Source organism: Streptomyces asoensis (assembly GCF_016860545.1).
GTDB lineage: Bacteria > Actinomycetota > Actinomycetes > Streptomycetales > Streptomycetaceae > Streptomyces > Streptomyces asoensis.
In genome coordinates this window covers 735960-758299 of record NZ_BNEB01000002.1, presented here as the reverse complement: position 1 = coordinate 758299, position 22340 = coordinate 735960, and the positions used below count along the sequence as shown (strand labels likewise).

Genomic DNA, 22340 nt, shown 5'->3' with positions numbered 1-22340 from the left:
GAGACGACCGGACGGGGCACCGAACGCGCAGGTCGATGCTCGTATGCGATCCGCACGGCGCGGTCGGGTGGGTGGGCGGTGGCGCCGCCGGAGGTGACGGTGGGTGGCGCCGGGGCTGTAGGTCCCCCCGGCGCCGGCGTCTGCTTCCCGGGCGGGTGGTCAGTTCCGTTTGCGGGCGAGGTCCTCGTAGAAGTGCAGCAGGTCGAGGTTGTCGATGGAGCCCGGGTTGACCGCCTTGTCGAGCGGTGTGCCCTGGAGGAGGCGTTTGACGGGGACCTCGATGCGCTTTCCGGTGAGGGTGTGCGGGACGCCGGGGACCTCGATGACCTCGTCGGGGACATGGCGCGGCGAGAGTTGTTCGCGGATGGACTGCTTGATGCGGCCGAGGAGGGCCTCGTCGAGGGTGGCTCCCGGGGCGAGGTGGACGAACAGGGGCATCCAGTAGCCGCCGTCGGGCTGCTCGACGCCGATGACCAGGGATTCCTTGATCTCCGGGAGCCGTTCGACCACTTCGTAGATGTCGGCGGAGCCCATGCGGACGCCCTGGCGATTGAGCGTGGAGTCGGAGCGGCCGTGGATGACGACGGACCCGCGTGAGGTGATGGTGATCCAGTCGCCGTGGCGCCACACGCCGGGGTAGGTGTCGAAGTAGCTGTCGTGGTACCGGCTGCCGTCGGGGTCGTTCCAGAAGCGGACCGGCATGGAGGGCATGGGGTTGGTGACGACGAGCTCGCCCACCTCGTCGGTCACGGGGTGCCCCTCGGGGTCCCAGGCCTGGAGGTCGGTGCCGAGGCCGGGTGCCTGGAGTTCGCCGGTGTGGACGGGGAGCGTCGGGACGGCTCCGGCGAAGCAGGAGCACACGTCGGTGCCGCCGCTCACGGAGGCGATCCACAGGTCGGCGCCGCTCGCCGCGAACTCGTCGTGGAGCCAGCGGAAGCCGTCGGGAGGCAGCGGTGAACCCGTGGTGGCGACGCACTGGATCTTGGAGAGGTCGAAGTCGCGGGCCGGGTGCACCTCGGCTTTGCGGCAGGCCATGACGTAGGCGGCGGAGGTGCCGTAGAGGGTGGCGCCGGTCCGCTCGGCGATCCGCCACTGCGCGCCGGTGTCGGGGTACCCGGGGCTGCCGTCGTAGAGGACGACCGTGGTGCCGGTCAGCAGGCCGGAGACGAGGAAGTTCCACATCATCCAGCCGGTGGAGGTGTACCAGAAGAAGCGGTCCTCGGGGCCGAGGTCGCAGTGCAGTCCGAGCTGTTTGAGGTGCTCGACCAGGATGCCGCCCTGCGACTGGACGATGGCCTTGGGCAGGCCAGTCGTGCCGGAGGAGTACAGCACCCAGAGGGGGTGGTCGAAGGGAACCTGTTCGAAGACGGGCTCCTGTTCCGAGGCCGTCAGGGCGGACCACTCCAGGGCTCCCGCGGGTGCTTCCGTGCCCAGCAGGGGGATGTGGACGACGGCGCGCAGGGTGGGCAGCTGGGCGCGGAGTTCGGCGACGACGTCGCGGCGGTCGTGTTCCTTGCCGCCGTAGCGGTAGCCGTCGACGGTGAACAGGACGACGGGCTCGACCTGCTGGAAGCGGTCGAGGACGCTGCGGGCGCCGAAGTCGGGGGCGCAGGAGGTCCAGACCCCGCCGACGGCGGCCGTCGCGAGGAGGGCCACGACGGCTTGCGGGACGTTCGGGAGGTAGCCGCTGACCCGGTCTCCGGGCCGGACGCCGAGGGCGCGCAGCTCGGCGGCGAGCGAGCCGACCTGGCGGCGCAGCTCGGCCCAGGTCACGGGGCGGGGCTCATGGGTCTCGTCGACGTGGAGCAGGGCGGGTTCGGCCGGTCGGGTGGCGGCCGCGCGCAGGGCGTGTTCGGCGTAGTTCAGCGTGGCGCCGGGGAACCACTGGGCGCCGGGCATGGAGCGGTCGCCCAGCACGCGCGCGTAGGGCGTCGAGAACCGTACGTCGAACCACTCGGTGACGGCCTTCCAGAAGGTCTCCGGCTCGTCGACGGACCAGCGGTGCAGCGCCGGATAGCCGCCCTGGGACGGGGCTCCGTGCTGTTCGGCGGCCCAGGTGTGGAACTTGGTCACCTGGGCGCGGGCGATCCGCTGCGGGTCGGGCCGCCAGAGCGGCTCGTGGTTCACGGTCGTCATGGGGCGGCTCCCGGACTGTGCGCGTCGTGTGCGTCGACCGCGCACGAGCGGGGGTGGTGCGCGTGACGCGGCTGACACGGACGATGCCATGTGATCGACTTCTGCACCAGGGTGGGCTCCCCACAGTCCCCGTCGTGAAGATGTGGGGCCACCACAGGTGAACGGCAGTTGAACGAGCCGCGCGCGGAGCGCGGTCAGTGACAGGGTGAACAGCATGGACGGTCGTGACCTGGTGCGTTCGATGAAAGCGGTCGGTTCCGCGGGAACTGCCCAGGGGTTGCGCACCGTGCGGGCGGCGTGGCGCAGGAGCCGGGTCGACGCGGCCGCGCTGCCGGTGCGGGGCCCGGAGCGTGCGCGGGTGCCCGGGCCGGTGCGGGAGGTGGAGCCGGCGCCCGGGGGTGGGACGCTGCGGTTCGCCCGTTCCGAGCTGCGGATCCGGGTCGCCGTGAACGGTGCGGTGTTCTGGGGGTGGGACGGTGCGGGGCCGGAGCCGTCGTACGCGCTGGCCGGGCGCTGTCCGGAGCCGGATCCGCGCGCGGTCCTGGAGCCCGACAAGGACGGTGGGTGGCGGGTCGTCGCCGAGCGGGTGACGGTCGTGGTCTCGCGGCACGGAGCGGTCGAGGTGTGCACGCCCGGGGGCGTGGTCCTGCGGCGCGATCTGCCGCCCCGGTGGTGGGAGCCGCAGGGGGGCGGTCCGGCGCGCTGGACGCAGCGTTCGGAGGTGGCGGCGGACGCCCGGTTCTTCGGTCTGGGCGGGCGGGCTCCGGGGCCGCGGTTGCGCGACGGCACGTACCGGCTGTGGAACGCCGACCCCGGGCGCGCCTCCGAACGGGCGGGGCACCCGTCGGGCCTCACGATGCCGGTGCAACTGGTGGTGGCGGACGCGGCAACTCACCTGGTGTTCCACGACACCTCCTGGGACGGCACGGTGACGCTGCGGGAGGGCGTGGAGGGAGCGGGTTCCGGGCACGACCGGCCGGGGGCGTGCGAGATGCGGATGGACGGTGGTCCGTTGCGCTGCTGGGTGGTGGTGGGCACGCCCGCGCGCGTGCTGCTCGCCTGGGTGTCCCTCACCGGGGCGCCTGCGTTGCCGCCCGCGTGGGCGCTCGGTCATCAGCACGCGCGCGGGGGTCCCGGCGGCGAGGAGGAGGTGCGCCGGGTCGTGGCCGCGCACCAGGAGCACGGCCTGCCGCTGGACGCGGTCCTCGTGGACGTCGACCTGCACGACGGGCAGCGGGGGTTCACCGTCGACCAGGAGCGTTTCCCGAAGCCGGCGGCGCTCGCGGAGGAACTGCGCCGGGACGGGATACGGCTGCTGTCGGTGGTCGAACCCGCGGTCGCGGCCGTCCGGGGTGACAGCGTGTACGAGGCCGGGGTCGCGCAGGACGCGTTCGTGCGGGACGCGTCGGGGCGGCTCGTCGAGTCGGTCGCGCGGCCCGGTGACGTAGTCCTGCCCGACTTCACGCACGCGCGTGTGCGGCACTGGTGGGGTTCCCTGTACGCCGAGCGGATCGGGCAGGGGTTCGCCGGGTTCTGGCACGACATGGACGAACCGACGGTGTTCGCCGCCTACGGGGACCCGACGCTGCCCCGGTCGGCGCGGCACGACCTGGAGGGGCGAGGAGGTGATCACCGCGAGGCGCACAACGTGTACGGCCTGTGCATGGCCCGGGCGGCCTACGAGGGGCTGCGGGAGCTGGTCGCGGAGGAGCGCCCGTTCGTCCTGTCGCGGTCGGGCTGGGCGGGGCTCCAGCGCTACGGCGGCACCTGGTCCGCGAGCGCCGTGCCGGGCTGGCCGGGGCTGCGGGCCTCGCTGTCGCTGGTCCTGGGGCTGGGGCTGTGCGGTGTGCCCTACGCGGGCCCGGCCCAGGAGGGCCCGGACCGCGATGCGTCGCCCGAGCTGTATCTGCGCCGACTCCAGCTGAGCGCCTACCTGCCGCTGTTCCGCACGTACGCGAGCGGGCGCGCGGGGTGCCGCGATGCGTGGGAGTTCGGTCCCGAGGTGCTGGAACACGCGCGTGCGGCGATCGTCGGGCGTCGGAGGCTGGTGCCGTACTTCGTGACGCTCGCGCATCTCGCCCGGCGGACCGGGGCCCCGTATGTGCGTCCGGTGTGGTGGGGCGCGCCCGGCAACCGGGCGCTGCGGGACTGTGAGGACGCCTTCTTGCTGGGCGACTGTCTTCTGGTGGCGCCGGTGCTCGACCAGGGGCACGACCGGCGGACGGTTCAGCTGCCCAGGGGTCGGTGGTACGACACGGCGACGGACCGGGCGTACCAGGGGCCGGGTCAGGTGCGCGTGGACGCTCCGCTGTCGCGTGTTCCCGTGCTGGCGAGGGCGGGCGCCGTCATCCCCGTGCGGGGGGACGACGGGCGGCTGGAGCTGGAGGTGTGGGCGCCGGTCCGGGGGCGGACGGGCGGCGGGGTGGTCGTACGGGACGGGGGTGACGGCTGGGAGGAGCCGGAGACCGAACGGTACGTCGTGCGCTGGCAGGGATCACGGATCGTCGTCGAGCGGGAGGGAGAGGACGGCGTGAGCGCGCCGTCCCATCCGGTGCGGGTACGCGGGCTCGGCGAGGAACCGGTTCAGATGTAGCGGCCCTCGAAGAACGCCCGCACCGCGTGCGTGTGCAGGGGGAAGGCGAGTTCCTCCGGCCGGTGCAGGAGGTGCCAGCCCTCGGTCTCGTCCGTGGGGGCGGTCACGGGGAGACGGTCCGCGGGCCGTTCCGGCAGGAGCCCGAAGAGCAGCAGATGGCCGTCGGGGGAGCTCATGGCGTCGGCGAGCCGTACCTCGCGGGCGGCCGCTTCGATGCCGGTCTCCTCCCTGAGCTCGCGGACCACGGCCTGGCGCCAGTCCTCGCGGTCGTCGATGAAGCCGCCGGGCAGTGCGACGCCTCCGCGCGCGGGGGCGATGGTCCGGGTGATGACGACCAGTGCGGTGCCCTTGGTGTCGTACACGGGCTGAAGGGCGACGGCGACCGGCAGCGGGTTGCGGTAGGCCACGGTGGCGCACGCCGGACAGGTGCGGGGCCAGCCGGTGACGCCCTCCCCGTAGGGCGCTCCGCAACTCGAACAGTGGGAGTCGGGCGCGGAGTTCGAAGTGGGGTGCAGAGATTCGGACACGCGGCGGAGCGTATCCGATCTTGCGGAGGGCGTCGTGCGGAGGCGGCTCGGAACCCGCGCGGGACGGGCGCGGGGGGCGCTCTGGAGGAGGGTCGGGTCGGCGCGGGTCCGGCCCTGGACGCGCGGGTTGTCATGTCCTGCGCCCTGCCTATTCCGGCACGCGCGTGACACACTTCTGACGTTCCGTCAGATCGCGTGCGGGGAGGGATCTTGTCGCGTACACGCACACCTGTGGTCGAGGGGTGGTTCACCGGGGACGGGGACGACTTCAGGCTGCTCGGCACACGCTGCTCGGCGTGCGGGTCGGTCTTCTTCCCGCGCGAGGACACCTTCTGCCGCAATCCCGGCTGCCAGGGGGGCGCCCTGGCGGAGGTCCCGCTCTCGCGGCGGGGGCGCGTCTGGTCGTACACGGACAGCAGGTACCGCCCTCCGTCACCCTACGTGACCGAGCCGGAACTTCCGTGGGAGCCGTACACGTTGATCGCTGTGGAGCTGGCCGCCGAGCGGATCGTGGTGCTCGGGCAGGCGGTTCCCGGCATCACCGTCGCCGATCTGGCGGTGGGCATGGAGGTCGAGGCCGTCCCGGGCGTGCTCCACGAGGACGCGCGGACGACCTGGACGACCTGGCGATGGCGGCCGACGGGGGTGACGCGATGACGGCAGAGGTGGCGGTGCTGGGCGCCGGGATGCACCCCTGGGGCAAGTGGGGACGGAGTTTCGTGGAGTACGGCGTCGCGGCGGCCCGCGCGGCTCTCGTGGACGCCGGCGTGGACTGGCGGGACGTCGACGCGATCGTGGGCGCGGACACGGTCCGTGGCGGCTATCCGGGCTACGTGGCCGGGGCGACGTTCGCCAGGGCCCTGGGCTGGCAGGGCGCCCGCGTCACGAGCGTCTACGCGGCGTGCGCGTCGGGCGCCCAGGCGATCGGCGCCGCCCGGGCGCAGATCCTCGCGGGACTGGCGGACGTGGTGCTCGTGGTGGGCGCCGACGCCGCCCCCAAGGGCTTCTTCCGGCCCGCGGGCGGGGACCGGCCGGACGACCCGGACTGGCTGCGGTTCCGGGTGCTCGGCGCGACCAACCCGACGTACTTCGGGCTGTACGCGCGCAGGCGCATGGCCGTGCACGGGGACACTCCGGAGGACTTCGCCCAGGTCAAGGTGAAAAACTCCGCGATGGGCGCGCTGAATCCGAACGCCCGCTACCGCAAGCGCGTCACGGCGCAGGAGGTCGCGGCATCCGCCGTGGTGGCCGACCCGCTGCGCCTGCTGGACATCTGCGCGACCTCCGACGGCGGGGCCGCCCTGGTGCTGTCCAGCCTGGACTTCGCCCGTCGGCACGGGGTGGCGCGGCCGGTGCGGATCAGCGCCGTGTCCACCGTGTCGCCCCGCTACCCCACCACCGTGCTGGATCTGCCGGACATCGCGACCGATTCCGCGGCGGCGGTGGAGCCTGCCGGTGAACCCTTCCGGGCCTCGATCGCGCACGCCGCCTACGAGGAGGCGGGCGTCGGGCCCGACGACCTGTCCCTCGCCGAGGTCTACGACCTGTCCACCGCGCTGGAGTTGCAGTGGTACGAGGACCTCGGCCTGTGCGCGGAGGGCGAGGCCGCCAAGCTGCTGCGGGAGGGTGCGACGGCACCGGGCGGCCGGATACCGGTGAACCCCAGCGGCGGTCTGTCCTCCTTCGGGGAGGCGGTGCCCGCACAGGCGATCGCCCAGGTCTGCGAGGTCACCTGGCAGCTGCGGGGACAGGCGGGCGAACGGCAGGTCGCGGGCGCGCGCGTGGCCGTCACCGCGAACCAGGGCCTGTTCGGGCACGGTTCGGCGGTGGTCGCGGTGCGGTGAGGAGAGCCCGGGCACCGTGACGGGTGCCCTGGCGTGGTGGCGGGCGCCGGGGGCGCGGTGGCGGGACGAGCACACCGTCGGCCCACGAGTTGCACGACCGGCCCGTCTCACCGTCCGTGATCGCCCGGGAATCGTGTGTGAACGTCTCATGAACTGCGCCTGGGCGCACGCGCGCGGCGCAATCATGCTCCCGTGCACTCCTGGACGGACACTCTCCGCTTCGCTTTCCAGCCGGTGGTCAACCTGGCCACCAAAGGAGTCGCCGGGCTGGAGATACTCGCCCGCCCGGAAGCCGGCGACGTCCTGGCGCAGGCCCGCCGTGACCCCGAGCTGGACGGGCGGCTCGCCGTCCTGGCCCTGCGCGCGGCCGTCCGCAGGGAGACTCTGTTGCCCCTGCACGTGAACGTCTTCGCGGGCACGCTCGCCGACCTGGGCGGACTCGCCCCGCTGCACGACGTGGTGCGGGAGGCGGGGCGGCTGCCGTGGGAGGTGACGCTCGACGTCGTCCCGCCCTACACGCACGTTCCTCAGCCCGCGCTGCTGGAGGCACTGGCGGTGCTGCGCGGGCAGGGCTTCCGGATCAGCGCGGACGGGGTCGGCGACGGGGACGCGCCGTTGCGGCTGCTCGTCGACATCGCGCCGGACCTGATCAAACTGGACGCGTCGCTTCTGGCGCGGCCCGCCGCGGTGCGCGCGATGCGGACCCTGTGCGACGAACTGGGCGCCTTGCTGGTCGTCGAGGGCGTGGAGACCGAGCTCCAGTGCGCGGCCGCGGTCTCGGCCGGGGCGCAGCTGGCCCAGGGCGCCCTCTTCGCGCCGCCGAGCCGGCTGCCCGCCGCCGACGTGTACGTTCCGCCGCTCGGGCCCGCCACGGGCCCGCCACCGCGGTCGGGGCCGTCCGTGCGGGAGTTCGTCCGGCCGGCCGCACTGCTGCCGGCGACCGCCTCCGCGGGCCGCGTGCGGGCGCTGCTGACCGGATCGCCGGAGGTGACCGGGGTCCTGCTCGTGGACCGTGCGGGAACCCCCGTGCGGTCCGTGCACCGGTCGCGCTTCCTGCTGTCGATGTCCGGCCGCTACGGCCACGCCCTGTACGCCGACCGCCCCGCGGTCAGGCTCGGTGATCCACCGCGGACGGTCGGTGTCGACGCGACCGCCTGGGAGGTGCTGGACGTGGTCGCGGTCGGCGACCGGGACCGCACCTCCGACGACGTGGCGGTCGTCGACCACGACGGGCGGTGCGTGGGCGTGGTCCGGCTGGCGGACCTGGTGCGGGCGCTGGCCGAGAGCCGCGTCGAGGAAGCGGTCGGACTGAATCCGCTGACCCGGCTGCCCGGTTCGGACACGATCACCGCGGAGGTGGACCGGCGGATCGCCGAGGGACGCGCGTTCGCGCTGAGCTGGCTGGACATCGACCACTTCAAGCAGGTCAACGACGGAGCCGGGTTCGCGGCGGGTGACGAGCTGATCCGGTCCGTGGGGCGGGCGCTGCTGACGACGGCGGGCGACGCGCGCGTGGGTCACATCGGCGGGGACGACTTCCTGGTGCTGGCCGATCCGGAGGTCCTGGAGCCGCTGGCGGTCGAGGTGCTGGACGCACCCTGGTCGGCGGGCGGGAACCCGGTGACGCTGTCGCTGGCCACGGTCCTGTGCCGGCCGGGCAGCGTGGCCGATCACCGCCAGGCGGCAGCCTGTCTGGCGCCCCTGAAGAAGGCCGCCAAGGCGCTGCCCGGCGCGAGCTGGGTGGTCGGGCACGCGGGAGCGGCGGGGCACCATGTCCGGCGCGGGTCATCGCCCCTGGCGCCTGCCGGGCCGGAGCCGATGGGCGCGGTCGGGGCGCAGCCGGGTGTGGGCTGACGGATCGACCGTCCCCGCCTCCTTCTGCGCTCTCCGGGCCTCTTGGGCGTTCGGTGAGCCGGAGGTGGCCGGTGCGCCTCGGCCCTGCCCCGGGAGCGGGCGTGGGGTGCTCGTGGCCGTGCACGCACAGGCCGAAGGGACCGTGCGACGGGCCCGGGTACCCCGAAGCCCGTTCGCCCGGACGTCACTTCGGTCGTTGCCGTCCGTTTCCTTGACGCCCACCTGGTGCCGGTGAAGACTTCCCGGTGACGGCCGACATCGCCGTACATTCTCGGCGTATCCAGGCACGCTCCGTCCGGGCTCGACGGCGGTCCCGCAGACTTCTGCGCGGTACGGCCGCCGCGGTCCCTTCTGTCCCGGACGCCGCGTGTGCCGCCGAACCACCGCACGCACGCGTGTCCTTCGTGTGCGCCACGCGCGCGTGCTCCCGTTGAGCCACGGCTCGTACCCCGGTCGGCGGGGGTACGGGCCGTGCCCCCGGACGGCTCAGGTGGTGACCGCCCGGCGGCGTTCGGCCCCGAAATCCATGGCGTGCTGGACCACGCCGACCAGGACGTCCCTGACCGAGATGCGGTCGCGTGCGTCGCACAGCATGACCGGCACGCCGTCGTCGAGGTCGAGCGCCCCGCGCACGTCCTCCTCCGGGTAACGGGCGGCGCCCTCGAAGCAGTTGACGGCGACGAGGAAGGGGATGGAGCGCCGTTCGAAGTAGTCGACGGCGGCGAAGCAGTCCTCGAGCCGCCGGGTGTCGGCGAGGACGACCGCGCCGAGCGCGCCTTCCGAGAGCTCGTCCCACATGAACCAGAAGCGCTCCTGGCCGGGCGTCCCGAACAGGTAGAGCACCAGGTCCTCGCGCAGGGTGATGCGCCCGAAGTCCATGGCGACGGTGGTGGTGTGCTTGCCCTCCACGCCGGTCGTGTCGTCTACCGGGCGGCCGGCCTCGGTGAGGTACTCCTCGGTACGCAGCGGCTTGATCTCGCTCACGGCCCCGACGAGGGTCGTCTTGCCCACGCCGAAACCGCCGGCCACCAGGATCTTGAGCGTGACGGGCTCGACCGGGGGCTTGCCGCGCTCAGAACGCCCGAAGATCATTGCTCTCTTCTCCTGCTCGATGGCTTGACTGGGGGGACCGCCTTCCGCTCATCCCAGTGCCCCACGCCCGCGCTGGTCACAGCGCCCGCAGGCCGCTGATCACATCGCGCAGGATGCTCTCGTCCGGCAGCTCCGCGGGAGGCACCGGACGGTTCACATGGACGAACTCGGTGTCCACGAGGTCACCGACGAGGACCCGGACCACCCCGATGGGGAGGTCGAGTCCGGCGGCGAGTTCGGCGACCGACTGGGGCGCCACCAGGCACAGGGCGACGATGTCCACGTGCTCCGGGGACAGCGAGGGATCGGTCTCCGCGTCCTCGGCGTGGGGCTCGGCGACGACCAGCGCGATCAGGTCGAGGCGGTGCTGGACCGCACTGGTGGTGCGGCCGCGTGTCATGGCGTACGGACGGACGACCGGTCCTGCCTCGTCGTCGAACCAGTGACTTCTTCCCTGACCGTCTGTGCTCATGCAGTCCCACTACCCGCCCGAGGGCAGATCGGAGCGTGGGGTGGAGCCCAGGTGCACGCCGACGCGCTTGACGAGCAGCGTCATCTCGTACGCCACGAGGCCCACGTCCGAGTCGGCGTCCGACAGGACGGCCAGGCAGCTGCCGTCGCCGGCCGCGGTGACGAACAGGAAGGCCTCGTCGAGCTCGACGACGGTCTGGCGGACGCTGCCCGCCTCGAAGTGACGGCCGACGCCCTTGGCCAGGCTGTGGAAGCCGGAGGCCACGGCGGCCAGGTGTTCGCCGTCCTCCCGGGACAGGTCTTTGGACACGCCCGTCGGCAGGCCGTCGCCGGAGAGGACGACGGCCTTGCGGATGCTGGCGACGCGGTCGACGAGTTCGTCGAGGAGCCAGTTCAGCTCGCCGTTGCCGGTGGTGCTGTGGTCGGTCGCCTTCGGTGCGGTCATCGACCGTCCCCCTTTGTCGTTCCCTGTGGTGCTGTGCCGCTGTGGGCGTCATCGCCCGCGGCGTTCTCGGTACGGCCGCGCTGCCAGCCGCGCTGGAGCGAGGCCATACGGCTGCGTACCTCGTCGGCGTCCCGGTCCGCGGGATCCGTGCGGTCCTCGGTGCGCGGGGCGGGGCCCTGCCTCAGCTGGGGGGCCAGGTTCGCCTGGCGTACCCGCCGGGGCAGCGCGCCCGTACCGGCGCCGGTGTCCTGGGGGGCGGCGTCCCGGGCCCGGGCGCCGCCGCCCGGGCCGGTGCTCCGCGGGGCGGCGCCCGTCCGGTCCGGGGCGGTGCCGGCGGGCGGGGTGTCCGCGCCCGCGGGCGTGCCGTCGGGACCGCCGGGCCGGGCCGTGGCCTGCCGCGTGCGCTGGGGAAGCGTCGGGGGCTGGGAAGGCCCGTCCGTGCCGCGGCCGGGACGCTCGGCGGCGTCCGCGGCCCGGGGGATCTGTGCCGACGTGCCACGGCGGCGCGACGGCAGGGGCGCCGGGCCGTCGGCCTCCACCCGCCGGGGGCCGGGCCGGGCCGGGCCTTCCGGTTCGGTCCCGGCGCGCCGGGGGCGCTGGTCGGGGACCGGACGGCCGTGCGAGCTGACCAGCTTGGGCAGATGACGACCGGGCGGCAGCGGCCCGGAGCCGGCCGGGCCGTCGGCCAGGGGACCGAGGGGTTGGCCGGCGCCGTCGGCCGGCCTGTGGTGCTGGTCGGCCGCGCTCGTCGCCGGCTCGTCCCCGGCACGGACGAGGGAGTGCCGCGGCCGGAACAGGGCACCGTGGTCGTCGTCCTCGTCCAGCGTGGCCGGGAAGCCGGCCAGGACGTCCAGGTCTACGGGGGCCTCCAGCTCGACCGGGCCGTCGAGCAGCGAGGCGGGCACGCCGGGAAGCTGCGCCGAGGCCGGCGAGAGCGCGGCCCGGCGGCTCTCCGCGGACTCGGACTCCTTCGGGGGCCGCGGGCGGTCGAGGCGGAAGCCGACCCCGTTGGTGTCCGGGACGTCGTCGGTCAGCAGCGCCTCGGGGATGAAGACGATCGCCGTCGTCCCGCCGTAGGGCGAGGGCTGGAGGGAGACGCGGACGTTCTGCCGCTGGGCGAGCCGGCTGACCACGAACAGCCCGAGGCGGTCGGTGTCGGACAGCTCGAACTCGGGTGTCTCGGCCAGCCGGAGGTTGGCCTCGAGCAGCGCTTCGGGCGCCATGCCGAGGCCGCGGTCGTGGATCTCCAGGGTGAAACCGTTGGCGACCCGCTCGCCGAAGACCTGGACCGCGGTGTGCGGCGGGGAGAACACGGTGGCGTTCTCCAGGAGTTCGGCCACCAGGTGGGTGAGGTCGGCGACGGCCGGGCCGGTGGCGGCGAGACGGGGCAGCCGGCGGACCTCGATGCGTTCGTAGTCCTCGACCTCGGCGACCGCGGCGCGCACGATGTCCATGAGCTGCACGGGCCTGCGCCACTGGCGGGAGGGGGCGGCGCCCGAGAGGATCACCAGGCCTTCGGCGTGCCGGCGCATGCGGGTGGTGAGGTGGTCGAGACGGAAGAGGTCCGCGAGTTCCTCGGTGTCCTCGGTGCGGCGCTCCATGGTGTCGAGCAGGGTCAGCTGCTTGTGGAGCAGCACCTGGCTGCGGCGGGCGAGGTTGACGAAGACCTCGGAGACGCCGGAGCGCAGTTCCGCCTGCTTGACGGCTGCCTCGACCGCCGCGCGCTGGAGGGTGTTGAGGGCCTGGCCGACCTCGCCCATCTCGTTCTTGTCGTACTCCAGGCGCGGTACCTCGGTCTCGACGTCGACCTGTTCGCCCGCGGACAGCCGGCGCATCACGCTGGGCAGCCGCACCCCGGACGCCTCGTGGGCCTCCAGCCTCAGCTGGCGCAGGTCGCGGATCAGGCCGCGGCCGATCCGCACGGACAGGACGAGCGAGACCAGCAGGGCGACCAGTCCGAAGACCCCGGCGACGACCGCCTTGACGATGACCTCCGTCGCGATCGGGCGGACGCGGTCCTGGTAGCGGTCGTTGGCCTGCTCGTCGAGGGTGCCGAGCTCCTCCAGGACGTTCCCGGCGGCGGTGTCCCAGTTGCGGGCGCTGACGCCCTTGGGCATACCGCCGGGGGTGGTGGCGACGACGGCGCGCTCGACGGTGCGCAGCGGGGCGGTCGTGGCGTTCTTCCAGAACGTCTCGTAGCGCTCGCGCTCCGCCCCGGGCAGCTGGGCGAGGCTGATCTCGTACACCACTTCCCGCTGGGCCTCGAGGTCGGAGACGTCGCGGATCTCCTCGCGGCTGAGCCGGCCGACGACGAGGGCGGAGCCGAGCAGCGCGTCCTCGCGGGAGACCAGTTCACGCGCGCGGGCGACGCTGACGAGCGCCCGGTACTGCTTGTCCATCTCCACGCTGTCGACGACGTCCATCTTGGCCAGCAGTTCGTAACACGGGTCGATCAGCTGGGTGTAGAGGTCGAGGGCCTGTGCGCGGGTGACGGTGCGTTCCTCGACTCCGCGGCGCAGGGAGTCGATGCCGTCGAAGGCGTCGAGCACCGCGGTCAGTCCCTCGCCGTCGTCCTGGTCCAGGACCTCCCGGACGTCGGGGTCCTGGGCGTTGCGGCGGATCTCGGCGAACGCCTTGTCGGTGGCCGTCCTGGTGCGGCGCAGCGCGGTCAGCGCGTCGGCGGCACGCGGGTCGGCGAGGTAGACGAGGGTCTGGCGGCGTTCCTGCTGAACGACCCGGACGGTGTCCTCGATCGGGTAACCGACCTTCTCCACCAGGGAGGACACGGTGAACAGGCGGCTCGCCTCGCGTCCCGTGAGTACCGTGGCGAAGCCCCAGACGGCGGTCAGGGACACCAGCGGCACGAGAAGCAGCGCCACGATCTTCCGGCGGATCGACTTCCCGCGAAAGCGCATGGCCTCCCCCAGCTCGAACCCCCACCGGCCGGGGGTACGCATGTGCGTCAACAAACGGCGCGAGCCTACTACCGACGCGCCGTTAACTCGAAGAGCTGTCCGGAACCTGAACTTCCGCCCTGCGGGCGAGAGATGGTGCGTTGTCCGGGTATTGCAGGAGATTCACGCCCCGGATCACCTCCTCGGGAACCGGCCGGATCCGGTCTGTCTCGTACACGAGTTGGCCAGAATTTTTCGCAACTCGGGAATCTTCGGGGCACGTCGACCGTCCTACTCATTGGGAATCGGGGGCGGAATCGGCCACACGTGCCGTATGCAGCACCCGGGCGGCGTAAAACAGCGCAAGCCGGGCAGCCACTGGGGAGTCGGGTCTTCGATCCGAAGGCGAGCGGTCTGCTGGCGGTGGGGAGTGACACAGTGATGGGCACGGCGGAGCGGCGTGAGGCGCCCGAGGAGGGCGCGGCGACGCGCGGTACGGCATTGCGGGAACCCGAGAAACCGGATCACGTGGTGCCGGTGAGCGGGCTGAAGACAGCCGACGAGCGCGGCGGCGCGGCGACCGGACACGGTGCGACCGGCCGTGACGTCCCTGCGGCCAGAAGAGCCGTCGACACGGCGCCCGAGGGCGTCCGGCGCTCCTACGGCGGCGCGAGCGGCCCCGGCCGCGCGTCCGGCGGGGAGCGGGAGCGCACGGCACAGCGCACGCTGTGGGTGGAGGAGCCCGCACGCCGGCGCCGGATGCCGGACCCGGTGCGGACGGCGGCCGTGCGCGCGGTGCTGGTCAGCGCGGCGACGCTGGTGCAGGCGATGGTCGCCTTCCTGTGCACCCTCGCGGGGTCCTGGCTGGCGTTCCCCATGGTGATCAGCAGTGTGGTCAGCACGGTGCTGGCGACCTGGGGCGTGCTGGACGTCTGGGTGACCCGGCAGGTGTGGAACCAGCGCAACGGCGTGGTGTCCACGCCGAGCAGCACCGCGCGTTCGCTGCGTCGCGAGCGTCGCCGGCTGCGGCGTCAGGCCCGGGTCACCGAGCGCGCGCAGGCACGGATACGCAGGCAGGCCACCGGCCGGCTGTCCCACTCCTGAGACCGTCGGCGCCACGCGGGCGAAGGACGGCGCGCGGAGGTGCCCGGCATGAGGGGCCTCGGCTTTTCGACACGCGGCTGTGTGTCGAAAAGCCGAGGCCCCTCATGCCCCTCAGGGCGGACCACCTGGATCCGGTCAGCCCGCCTTCGGCGCGGGCCGCCGGTACATCCGGGTCGCCGTGATCTCGCTGCGCACCTGGGCCGCCTCGTCGTCCGAGGCCGGGGCCTGCTGCGGCAGACCGGGCCTGAGGTGTTCCTCGACGCTGATGTACTTCAGGCCCGCCCGCAGGTCGGCGTCGTTGCGCAACCGGATGACGAGCGGGAACTCCGCCAGGGCCGTCGTGTCGAACAGACCCGTGGTGTACAGGAGCTGGACACCGAGGGCGTCGGAGACCGCGCGCTGGAGCTCCAGCAGATAGGTCGCGTTGGCCCGCCCGATGGGGTTGTCGAGGAACAGCGTGCCCGCGTACCGGTGCTTGTCCCGGCCCCGGTCGTTGCTCCGCAGGGCCGCCATCGTGCAGTACAGGGCGATGGCGGCGGTGAGCAGCTGACCGCCGGAGAACACATCGCCCATCTGGCCGACGGGCACGCGCTCGGCGCGCAGTACGGCGTCCGGCTTGAGGATCTCGACAGCGACGCCCTTGGGCTGAAGGGCCGCGGCGACCCCTCGCAGCAGCAGCGACATCCCGTCGCGCCGCAGGTCGGAGTTCTTCTTCACGGCCGCGCGGGTCGCTTCGTCGATGACCTCGCCCAGCCGCTCGGTGAGGGTGGTCTGGTCGGGCTCCTCGAAGCGGATGCGCAGGAACTCCTGCCCCGACCACTCGCCGAGCCCCTCCGGCAGCCGGGACAGCCGCTGGGCCGAGCGCAGGGTGGCGAGCGCGGACTCGACGAGCCCCCGCAGCCGGTCCACGATCGAGTCCCTGTTGCGTTCGAGCTGCGCGAGTTCGTCCGTCAGGACGCGCAGCCGGGGCGCGAAGGCGTTCGCCCACTTCTGCGCGTGCTCGGGGAGAGCGGCGGCGGGCAGCTCACGGATCTGCTGGCGGGCCGGGGTGCGGACCTGCTCGTAGCGCGTGGAGTTGGCGTGCCGGACCAGGATGTCGCTGGCCTCACGGACCGCGGACTCGGCGGCGGACAGGTCGGCGGCGCAGCCGCGCAGGGAGCGGCGGGCCTCGGCGGCCGTGTGGCGGGCCTCCTCGAGGGTGCCGGGGTAGGGCTCCGGTTCCTCCTGGTCCTCCTCGCCGGGATGTTCCCGCAGCAGGTCGCGGAGCATCGCGGCGATCTCGTCGAAACCGCCGGCGGCGTCCTCGGCGGCGCGGTGGGCGGCGAGGAGTTCGGCGTGGGCGTCGCGTGAGCGGTCCAGCGCCTCGGCGCGCGAGGCGAGTTCGGCGGTGGCGGTGCGCAGCAGGGCCTGGGCGTGTTCGGCGTCGCGCGGCTGGAGTTCCTCGGACAGCTCGGTGTGGGTCCCGCCGTCCTCGGGGGCGTGCCGCTCGGCCTCGCCGCGCAGCCGTCCGAGCTGCTCGCTCGCGGTGGACACCCTGGTCTCCAGGAGCTGGACCAGTTCCTCGGCCCGGGCGGCGGCGGCCTGCCGGGACGGCCCGTCGGAGCCGTCCGGCGACTGGAGCAGCTGCTCGGCGCGGGTGCGTACCTTGTTGCTGAGCCGGTCCAGCTCCGCGCGGGCCGCGCTCTCGTCGCTCTCCGCGCGGGCCTGCTCGGCCCGCAGGTCGGCGCCGACGCCGACCTTCTCGTACAGCTGTGACGCCGCACGGTAGGCCTCGCGCAGGGCGGGCAGGGACGCCTGCGAGGTCTGGGTGCCGTCCTCCGGTACGTCGTCGGGCGCGCCGGCGATCTCGGCGCGTTCGGCGCGCAGCGCACGGGCGGTACGGCGGGCGTCGTCGGCGGCGCGCTGCGCGCCGCGCCGGTCCTCGTCGGCGGCGCGGGCGCGCTCCAGACAGGTCTGGGCGCGGGCCTCCGACTCCGCCGCCTCGTCGGTGAGTTCCCGTACCTTGACCTGCCAGCCTGCGCGCTCGCGCAGCCGGAAGGCGAGTCCGGCGAGGGCGTCGGCGGCGCGCCGGGCCTTCTGCGCGGCCTCCTGTCGCTCGTCGCGGATCAGGGCCGCCTCGGCGGCTGTCTCGTCGGCCTCGGCGCGAACGGTCCGCGCCTCCGACAGTTCGGCCTCGGCCTCCTCGGCGAACGTGCGGGCCTGCGTCGCGGCCCCGGCGAGCTCGGTGAGCCTGCCGGCCGGGCAGCCGGTGCGCCACGAGCTGAGCCGGGCGGTCAGCTCGCGGTCCTTGGCGAGCCGCGCCGCGAGCCGCCGGATGTCCTCGTCGCGCTCGGTCGCCCGCGCGCGCAGCGTCTGGCGTTCCTCGTCGGCGGCGTGCTCGTCGTGCATGGCCGGGTTCGGCGGGACGAGGAAGACGTCGCTGTCCGCGGCGTCTTCCGCCGGAGTCGGGGCCAGCAGGGCGGCCGCCGTCCCGACGGCCACGGCGGACCGGGGCAGCAGGGCGGCCTCGCCGAGCGCCTCACGCGCGCGTGCGTGGGAGGCGGGGTCGGTGATGATGACGCCGTCGACCAGTTCGGGACGGGCGGCCAGCACCCGCGCGTGGTCGGCCGGGTCGACGGCCTGGGCGAGGTAGCGCCAGCCGGGCAGGGCGGGGATGCCGTGCTCGCCGAGGAACTCGACGGTGGCCAGCACGTCCGGGCCGGGCGGCAGCAGGCCGCCGTCGCCGAGGGCCCCGAGGATGCGGGAGTCGTCGGCGGCCGCGGTGCGCAGCTCGAAGAGCTGCCGTTCGGCGGAGGAGACGGCGTCGTCGAGGAGCTCGCGCAGCTCGTCGGCGCAGCGGTCGAGGTCCTCGGGGGTCAGGAGGGAGCCGTCGGGTGTCGGGCCGTTCTGCCGGGGCTGGGGGATGCGCGGGCGGGTGGCGCCGGTCAGGCCGAGCAGTTCCGCGAGGCGTTCCTCACCGGCCAGGGACTCGGCGAGGCACCGTTCGGCCTCGTACGACCGTTGCGAGGCCGCCGCCGCGTCGGCGGCGCGGGCCGCGGTCAGCTCGGCGCGGGACTCGGCGGAGGCGGCCTCGCGCGCGTGGTCGCCGGCCTTGCGCGCGGCGTCGCGTGCGACGTCCCAGGCGGCGACGGCCGTCTTCTCCGCGTCGCTGGCGGCCAGGGCGGCGCGGGCCGGGTCGGCGTCGGGCGCGCTGTCGTCGAGCCAGCCCGCGCGGACGGCCTCGGCGGTCTCCTGTTCGACCTCGGTGAGACGCTGACGCAGATGGCCGACCTCGCTGCGGGCGCGCTGGGCGTCGGTCGCGGCGGACGTCGAGTCCCGGTGCGCGGACTCGCCCACCTCCTGGAGCGCGGCCGAGCGTTCCTCCTCCTCGTTGGCGAGGGCCTCGGCTCGCCCGGCGGCCGCGTGCAGGGCCCGGACGAGGTCGACGGCGGCCTTGGCGCGGGCGGCGAGCGCGGGAGCGGCGTCGCGCTCGGCTTCCTGGATCGCCACGGAGACGCGCGCGACCCGGTCGGCGGCGGCGCGGTGGCGGAGCACGGCCTCGGCGGCCTGCCAGGCGGAGTGCAGGGTGCGCGCGTCGGCGAGTTCGCGCTTCTGGGCGGCGGCGGACTTCTCGGCGGCGGCGAGGGCCAGCGAGGCGTGCCGGTAGGCGAGTTCGGCGGCGACCAGCGCGCTGCGCCCGCGTGCCCCCTCGGAGTGGGTGACGGCGTAGGCGGCGGCGGTGACCCGCTGGGCGAGATCGCCGGCCCGTGCCTTCTCGCGCACACCCCGCGCGGACAGCCGCCGGGCCAGCGCTCGGGTGCGCCGCTCGGCACCGGCATGCACGTCCCGCGCGCGTGCCCGTGTCTCGGCGGCCTCGACGATGCGTCCGAGCAGGTCCACCGACCCGGCGGTGAAGTCCCGTTCGGCGATCAGTTCGGCGCGGCGGCCGAGCTTGTTGCCGAAGCCGCTGACCAGGTCCGCGAGGCCGTCGGTGTCCCGGGTGTCGGTCACCGCGCGCAGCAGGAGGTCCGTGAAGTCGGAGTCCTTCTTGACCGCGAAGAGGCCCGCGGCCTCGCCCTCGTCTGCGTTCATCTCGCGCTGGTAGCGGAAGAGTTCGGGGTCGAGCCCGAGTTCGCCGAGGTGCTCGATCCAGCGGTCGTGGATCTCCTCCCAGTGCACCTCCAGGTGCGGATACGCCTTCCCCGCCTCGGTGAGGGCGTCCCGGAACCCCTTCATCGTGCGCCGCCGTCCCCGGGCGCCGGACGCGCCCTCGACGGGCGGACGTACGGCGGTGGACTCGGCGACGGGCAGGTTGTCCAGGCTCAGCCCGGGCCCGGGGCGGAAGGAGTACCAGGCCTCGGCGAACTTGCGGGGGTCGTTGGAGACCTGGCGCCCGCGCCACTCGCTCGCCTTGCCGACGACCACGCACTCGCCGGTGAGGACGTGCTGCCACTCCAGCGCCACGTGTCCGCAGTCGTCGGCGAGCAGGAACTTGCGCAGCACACCGGAGCTGGCCCCGCCCAGGGTGTTGCGGTGTCCCGGCAGCATCACCGAGAAGATCAGTTTCAGCAGGACGGACTTGCCGCCGCCGTTCTCCAGGAAGAGCACGCCCGCCGGCGCGGGCCGGCGCGGCGGGCCGACGGGCTCCTCCTGGAAGAACTCCGCCTGGGTGGGGGCGGGATCGGGCACGACGTCGCCGACGCCCCGCAGGTCAAGCACGGTGTCGGCATAGCGCGCACCGGCAGGCCCGATGGAGTAGAGACGGACCCGGGACAGCTCGTACATGGCGGACTCTCGTAAGTCTTCGGCAGATCGGGGGGCGCTTCGGAAGCTCTGGACGCGGAGGCCCTTGCGGACCCGGGGGGATCGGATTTTCGGAAGCTCGGGGTTTCTCGGGCTCGGGGTTCGCGGGTTGGGGGTCCGCGGCCGCGGGGCCTCAGGAGTGGAAGGGCAGTCCGGCGTCGGCCACCAGATCGAGGTCCTCGGTCTCCTCGGGGGGCAGCAGCGTGGGCGTGCCGTCGGTGACCGGGACGACGCCCAGCTCCAGCAGCTCGGCCATCGCGGCGCCACCCGCCATGTCGCGCACCTGGAGCTGGTAGCGGGCGGTCGTGCGGTAGGTGCCGCCGCCGTCGTCGCCGGTGCGCTGGAGGAAGCCGGAGTCCGTGAGGAACGCGACGGCCTTGCCGACGATGCCCGTCGTCGAACCGGCGAGTCTGCGCGCGTCCTTGGTGGCTCCGGTGGAACTGCGTCTCGCCCAGATCCGCCAGGCGGCCTCCAGGCCGGGCGCGTCGGTCGCGGGGTCGGTGTTCTCGCCCTGTTCCTGCGCGCGCTCCTCCAGACGGCGGCAGGCCTGGCGCACGAAGGCGTCCACGCCGTTCACGCTGACGCGCCCGATGTACCCGTCGTCGGCCAGGTCCTCGGGCCGGGGGAAGGCCATCGCCGCGACGGAGAGGTGCGCCAGCCCGTGCAGGAAGCGGTCGCCGCCGTCGGCGGAGGTACGACGCGCGTAGTCCCCCATCCGCACGGCGAACACCGAGTCCTCGGCGGCGGTCACGGCCATCCCCGCGCGCGGGGAGACCTCCAGGACGACGAGCCCCAGTCCGGCGGCCACGGCGTCGGCGAGCCGCGCGAACGGCGGGTCCTCGCGGTAGCGGCGCAGCAGTTCCGCGTACTCCTGGTCGCGGGCGGGCTGCACCTTGGGTTGCAGGCCGAACGCGACGAGCCGCGCCGCGTCGGCGGCGTCGGCGGGGGTGACGGCGGAGGAGGCCGGCGCGGTGACGGCCTCCTGCTCACTCCGCTCGACGTGGTCGCTCACGGTTTCGGCTCCTCGGTGTGCTCGTGCTCGTTCATTGGGTCCCCGGCCGGTCTCATGCCGCCTCCGTACGGTCCGCCGCCATCCCCGCGGCGTCCAGCAGCGCGGTGCCGACGATCAGGTCGGCCCCGCCGAAGCCCGGGTCGTCCAGTTCGGTCCCGTCGTCCACGGCGAACAGCAGCTTCTCCTCGCCCTGGCGGTAGGCGGTGCCCACGGCCGGGCTGGCGGCGTGCACGGCCAGCAGGGCGACGAGGTAGGCCAGTTCCTCGCCGTCCTTGGCGCGGGCCTCCTCGAGGAGTCCCGAGAGCCGTCGCGGCGCGTCCGCCGGCAGATCGAGCAGCTCCTTGGCCATGGTCAGCTGGGCCTCGCTGAACCGGCTGTCGTCCGGTGTCGCGATGAGGTCGGGTTCCGGCATCTCCGCGCCCAGGTGCTCCCGCTCCACGGGTGGCGTCAACAGCAGGTCGACGAGATCACCCAACCGGACCGACACCGGCGTGCGCAGCCCGGTCCCGTGGGCGAAGAACGCGTCGGTGACGCGGACCGCCTGCTCCAAGGGCAGCGGCAGCACCGGCAGGACGAGGTGTCCGTAGAGGTCCGTCCCGGCGGACGTCATGGGTGTGGCGAAGGCCTGGCGGTCCTGTTCGGCGCGGAACAGCGGACCGGCCTCCAGCAGCCTGGACTGCAACTGGGTGTGCCGTCGGATGCAGTCCTTGACGATGTCGACCAGTTCGGCGGCGCGCCGCTTGTTCTCCGGGTCCTCGATCTCGTCGCGGGCCTTGCGGATGTTGGTGAGGATCGCGTTCTCGTGGCGGTAGCGGTCGGCGACGTGGTCGAGGGCCTCGGCGATCATGTCGGGCACGGCGTTGAGCCAGTCGACCGCGCGGACGTTGCGCCGGGTGGCCTCCAAGGCGCGGCGCAGCGTCTCGGAGTACTGCACGGTGCGATAGCGGGCCTGCTCGGCGGCCAGCTGCGCGTCCGCGAGACGGCCGCGCCGGACGAGCACCTCGAGCTTGACCTCGGCGGCGATCTGCGCGCTGGTGACGTCGGTGTCCAGGGCGCCGACGAGGACGTTGACCGCCTCGTCGGTGGTGCGCAGGTAGACCGCGCCGCCGTAGCCGGGGACCTCCTCGATCAGCTTGAAGTCGTAGTCGCGGCGCACGTACGTGCCGTCCGGCGCGAAGGTGCCGTACGCGGCGCGGAAGCCGCGGTCGACGCTGCCGACGTTGATCAGGTTCTCCAGGACCCAGCGGGCCACCCGCTCGTGCTCGGCGACAGGCCTGCGCGGGGCCTGCGCGGCGATGCGCGGCATCAGGCGGGCCACTATCTGGTCGTGGTCGGCGCCGGTGTCGAAGTCCATGTTGAGCGTGACGAGGTCGATGGCCGACAGGGCGATCTCGGCCATGCCGTAGACGGAGTACTCGCCGGCGAGATTGGCCTTGCGCGCGTCGAGGTCGTGGATCGGCGCGGTGCAGGCGAGCGCACGCAGCCGCCGCGCCAGCCCCTCGTCGGCCGCCGGGCCCGGAGCGGGGCGCGGCCCCGCGCTGAGCTGGGGCGGAACACGGTCCGTCGTCGCAGGCGAAGTCACGGTG

Annotated in this window: 14 protein-coding genes; 5 read left to right on the top strand and 9 right to left on the bottom strand. The window is 73.8% G+C overall.

The features are described from left to right. Positions 1-159: 159 nt before the first annotated feature. Positions 160-2136 (bottom strand): acetoacetate--CoA ligase, encoded by a 1977-nt coding sequence (locus Saso_RS06525; RefSeq protein WP_189926042.1) that lies wholly within the window; start codon positions 2134-2136, stop codon positions 160-162. A gap of 214 nt (positions 2137-2350) precedes the next feature. Between Saso_RS06525 and Saso_RS06520 the strand changes: the two genes are divergently transcribed. Next, a complete protein-coding gene (locus Saso_RS06520; RefSeq protein WP_189926044.1) occupies positions 2351-4729 on the top strand; it encodes a TIM-barrel domain-containing protein in 2379 nt (792 codons plus the stop codon). On the opposite strand, the gene Saso_RS06515 is transcribed toward Saso_RS06520, so the two are convergent. Beyond that, the gene (locus Saso_RS06515; protein ID WP_189926046.1) at positions 4720-5256 is read right to left on the bottom strand and encodes an NUDIX domain-containing protein; all 537 of its coding nucleotides are present in this window, start codon (positions 5254-5256) and stop codon (positions 4720-4722) included. The genes Saso_RS06520 and Saso_RS06515 overlap by 10 nt on opposite strands. Positions 5257-5487: 231 nt before the next feature. Here Saso_RS06515 and Saso_RS06510 point away from each other — a divergent pair, with 231 nt between their 5' ends. The 3 genes from Saso_RS06510 (at position 5488) to Saso_RS06500 (ending at position 8954) form a co-directional block, all read left to right on the top strand. Continuing rightward, complete coding sequence (locus Saso_RS06510) at positions 5488-5913, top strand: Zn-ribbon domain-containing OB-fold protein (protein WP_189926444.1); 426 nt, start codon at positions 5488-5490, stop codon at positions 5911-5913. Continuing rightward, positions 5910-7100 carry a lipid-transfer protein gene (locus Saso_RS06505; protein WP_189926047.1) on the top strand — a complete coding sequence of 397 codons (1191 nt, stop codon included), beginning with the start codon at positions 5910-5912 and terminating at the stop codon, positions 7098-7100. The genes Saso_RS06510 and Saso_RS06505 overlap by 4 nt, the downstream gene beginning before the upstream one ends. 192 nt (positions 7101-7292) lie before the next feature. Further along, complete coding sequence (locus Saso_RS06500; protein ID WP_189926049.1) at positions 7293-8954, top strand: GGDEF domain-containing protein; 1662 nt, start codon at positions 7293-7295, stop codon at positions 8952-8954. A gap of 486 nt (positions 8955-9440) precedes the next feature. Here the strand turns inward: Saso_RS06500 and Saso_RS06495 are convergent, their stop codons facing one another. The 4 genes from Saso_RS06495 to Saso_RS06480 all read right to left on the bottom strand — a co-directional run bounded on the left by Saso_RS06495 (position 9441) and on the right by Saso_RS06480 (position 13877). Continuing rightward, positions 9441-10046: a GTP-binding protein gene (locus Saso_RS06495; protein WP_189926051.1), complete on the bottom strand. Its 606-nt coding sequence runs from the start codon at positions 10044-10046 to the stop codon at positions 9441-9443. A 76-nt stretch (positions 10047-10122) separates the two neighbouring features. Beyond that, positions 10123-10518, bottom strand: a complete 396-nt coding sequence (locus Saso_RS06490) for a DUF742 domain-containing protein (RefSeq protein ID WP_189926053.1) — start codon at positions 10516-10518, stop codon at positions 10123-10125. A gap of 9 nt (positions 10519-10527) precedes the next feature. Then, positions 10528-10962, bottom strand: coding sequence for a roadblock/LC7 domain-containing protein (locus Saso_RS06485; RefSeq protein ID WP_189926055.1), 435 nt, complete (start codon positions 10960-10962; stop codon positions 10528-10530). Then, the gene (locus tag Saso_RS06480) at positions 10959-13877 is read right to left on the bottom strand and encodes a nitrate- and nitrite sensing domain-containing protein (protein ID WP_189926446.1); all 2919 of its coding nucleotides are present in this window, start codon (positions 13875-13877) and stop codon (positions 10959-10961) included. The genes Saso_RS06485 and Saso_RS06480 overlap by 4 nt, the downstream gene beginning before the upstream one ends. Before the next feature lie 420 nt (positions 13878-14297). Between Saso_RS06480 and Saso_RS06475 the strand changes: the two genes are divergently transcribed. Beyond that, positions 14298-14960, top strand: a complete 663-nt coding sequence (locus Saso_RS06475) for a hypothetical protein (RefSeq protein WP_189926057.1) — start codon at positions 14298-14300, stop codon at positions 14958-14960. 135 nt (positions 14961-15095) lie between these two features. Here Saso_RS06475 and Saso_RS06470 read toward each other — a convergent pair whose 3' ends face one another. The 3 genes from Saso_RS06470 to Saso_RS06460 form a co-directional block, all read right to left on the bottom strand. Beyond that, the gene (locus Saso_RS06470; protein ID WP_189926059.1) at positions 15096-19724 is read right to left on the bottom strand and encodes a hypothetical protein; all 4629 of its coding nucleotides are present in this window, start codon (positions 19722-19724) and stop codon (positions 15096-15098) included. Between the two features lie 151 nt (positions 19725-19875). Continuing rightward, entirely contained in the window at positions 19876-20754 is an 879-nt protein-coding gene (locus tag Saso_RS06465; RefSeq protein WP_189926061.1) for a hypothetical protein, read from the bottom strand. 52 nt (positions 20755-20806) lie between these two features. Then, the gene (locus tag Saso_RS06460; protein ID WP_189926064.1) at positions 20807-22336 is read right to left on the bottom strand and encodes a hypothetical protein; all 1530 of its coding nucleotides are present in this window, start codon (positions 22334-22336) and stop codon (positions 20807-20809) included. Between the last annotated feature and the right edge of the window lie 4 nt (positions 22337-22340).

Excerpts from the sequence above, each read along its gene's own strand:
- Saso_RS06525 (WP_189926042.1), bottom strand. The coding sequence starts at position 2,136 with ATGACGACCGTGAACCACGAGCCGCTCTGGCGGCCCGACCCGCAGCGG.
- Saso_RS06520 (WP_189926044.1), top strand. The coding sequence starts at position 2,351 with ATGGACGGTCGTGACCTGGTGCGTTCGATGAAAGCGGTCGGTTCCGCG.
- Saso_RS06505 (WP_189926047.1), top strand. The coding sequence starts at position 5,910 with ATGACGGCAGAGGTGGCGGTGCTGGGCGCCGGGATGCACCCCTGGGGC.
- Saso_RS06495 (WP_189926051.1), bottom strand. The coding sequence starts at position 10,046 with ATGATCTTCGGGCGTTCTGAGCGCGGCAAGCCCCCGGTCGAGCCCGTC.
- Saso_RS06490 (WP_189926053.1), bottom strand. The coding sequence starts at position 10,518 with ATGAGCACAGACGGTCAGGGAAGAAGTCACTGGTTCGACGACGAGGCA.
- Saso_RS06485 (WP_189926055.1), bottom strand. The coding sequence starts at position 10,962 with ATGACCGCACCGAAGGCGACCGACCACAGCACCACCGGCAACGGCGAG.
- Saso_RS06480 (WP_189926446.1), bottom strand. The coding sequence starts at position 13,877 with ATGCGCTTTCGCGGGAAGTCGATCCGCCGGAAGATCGTGGCGCTGCTT.
- Saso_RS06475 (WP_189926057.1), top strand. The coding sequence starts at position 14,298 with ATGGGCACGGCGGAGCGGCGTGAGGCGCCCGAGGAGGGCGCGGCGACG.
- Saso_RS06470 (WP_189926059.1), bottom strand. The coding sequence starts at position 19,724 with ATGTACGAGCTGTCCCGGGTCCGTCTCTACTCCATCGGGCCTGCCGGT.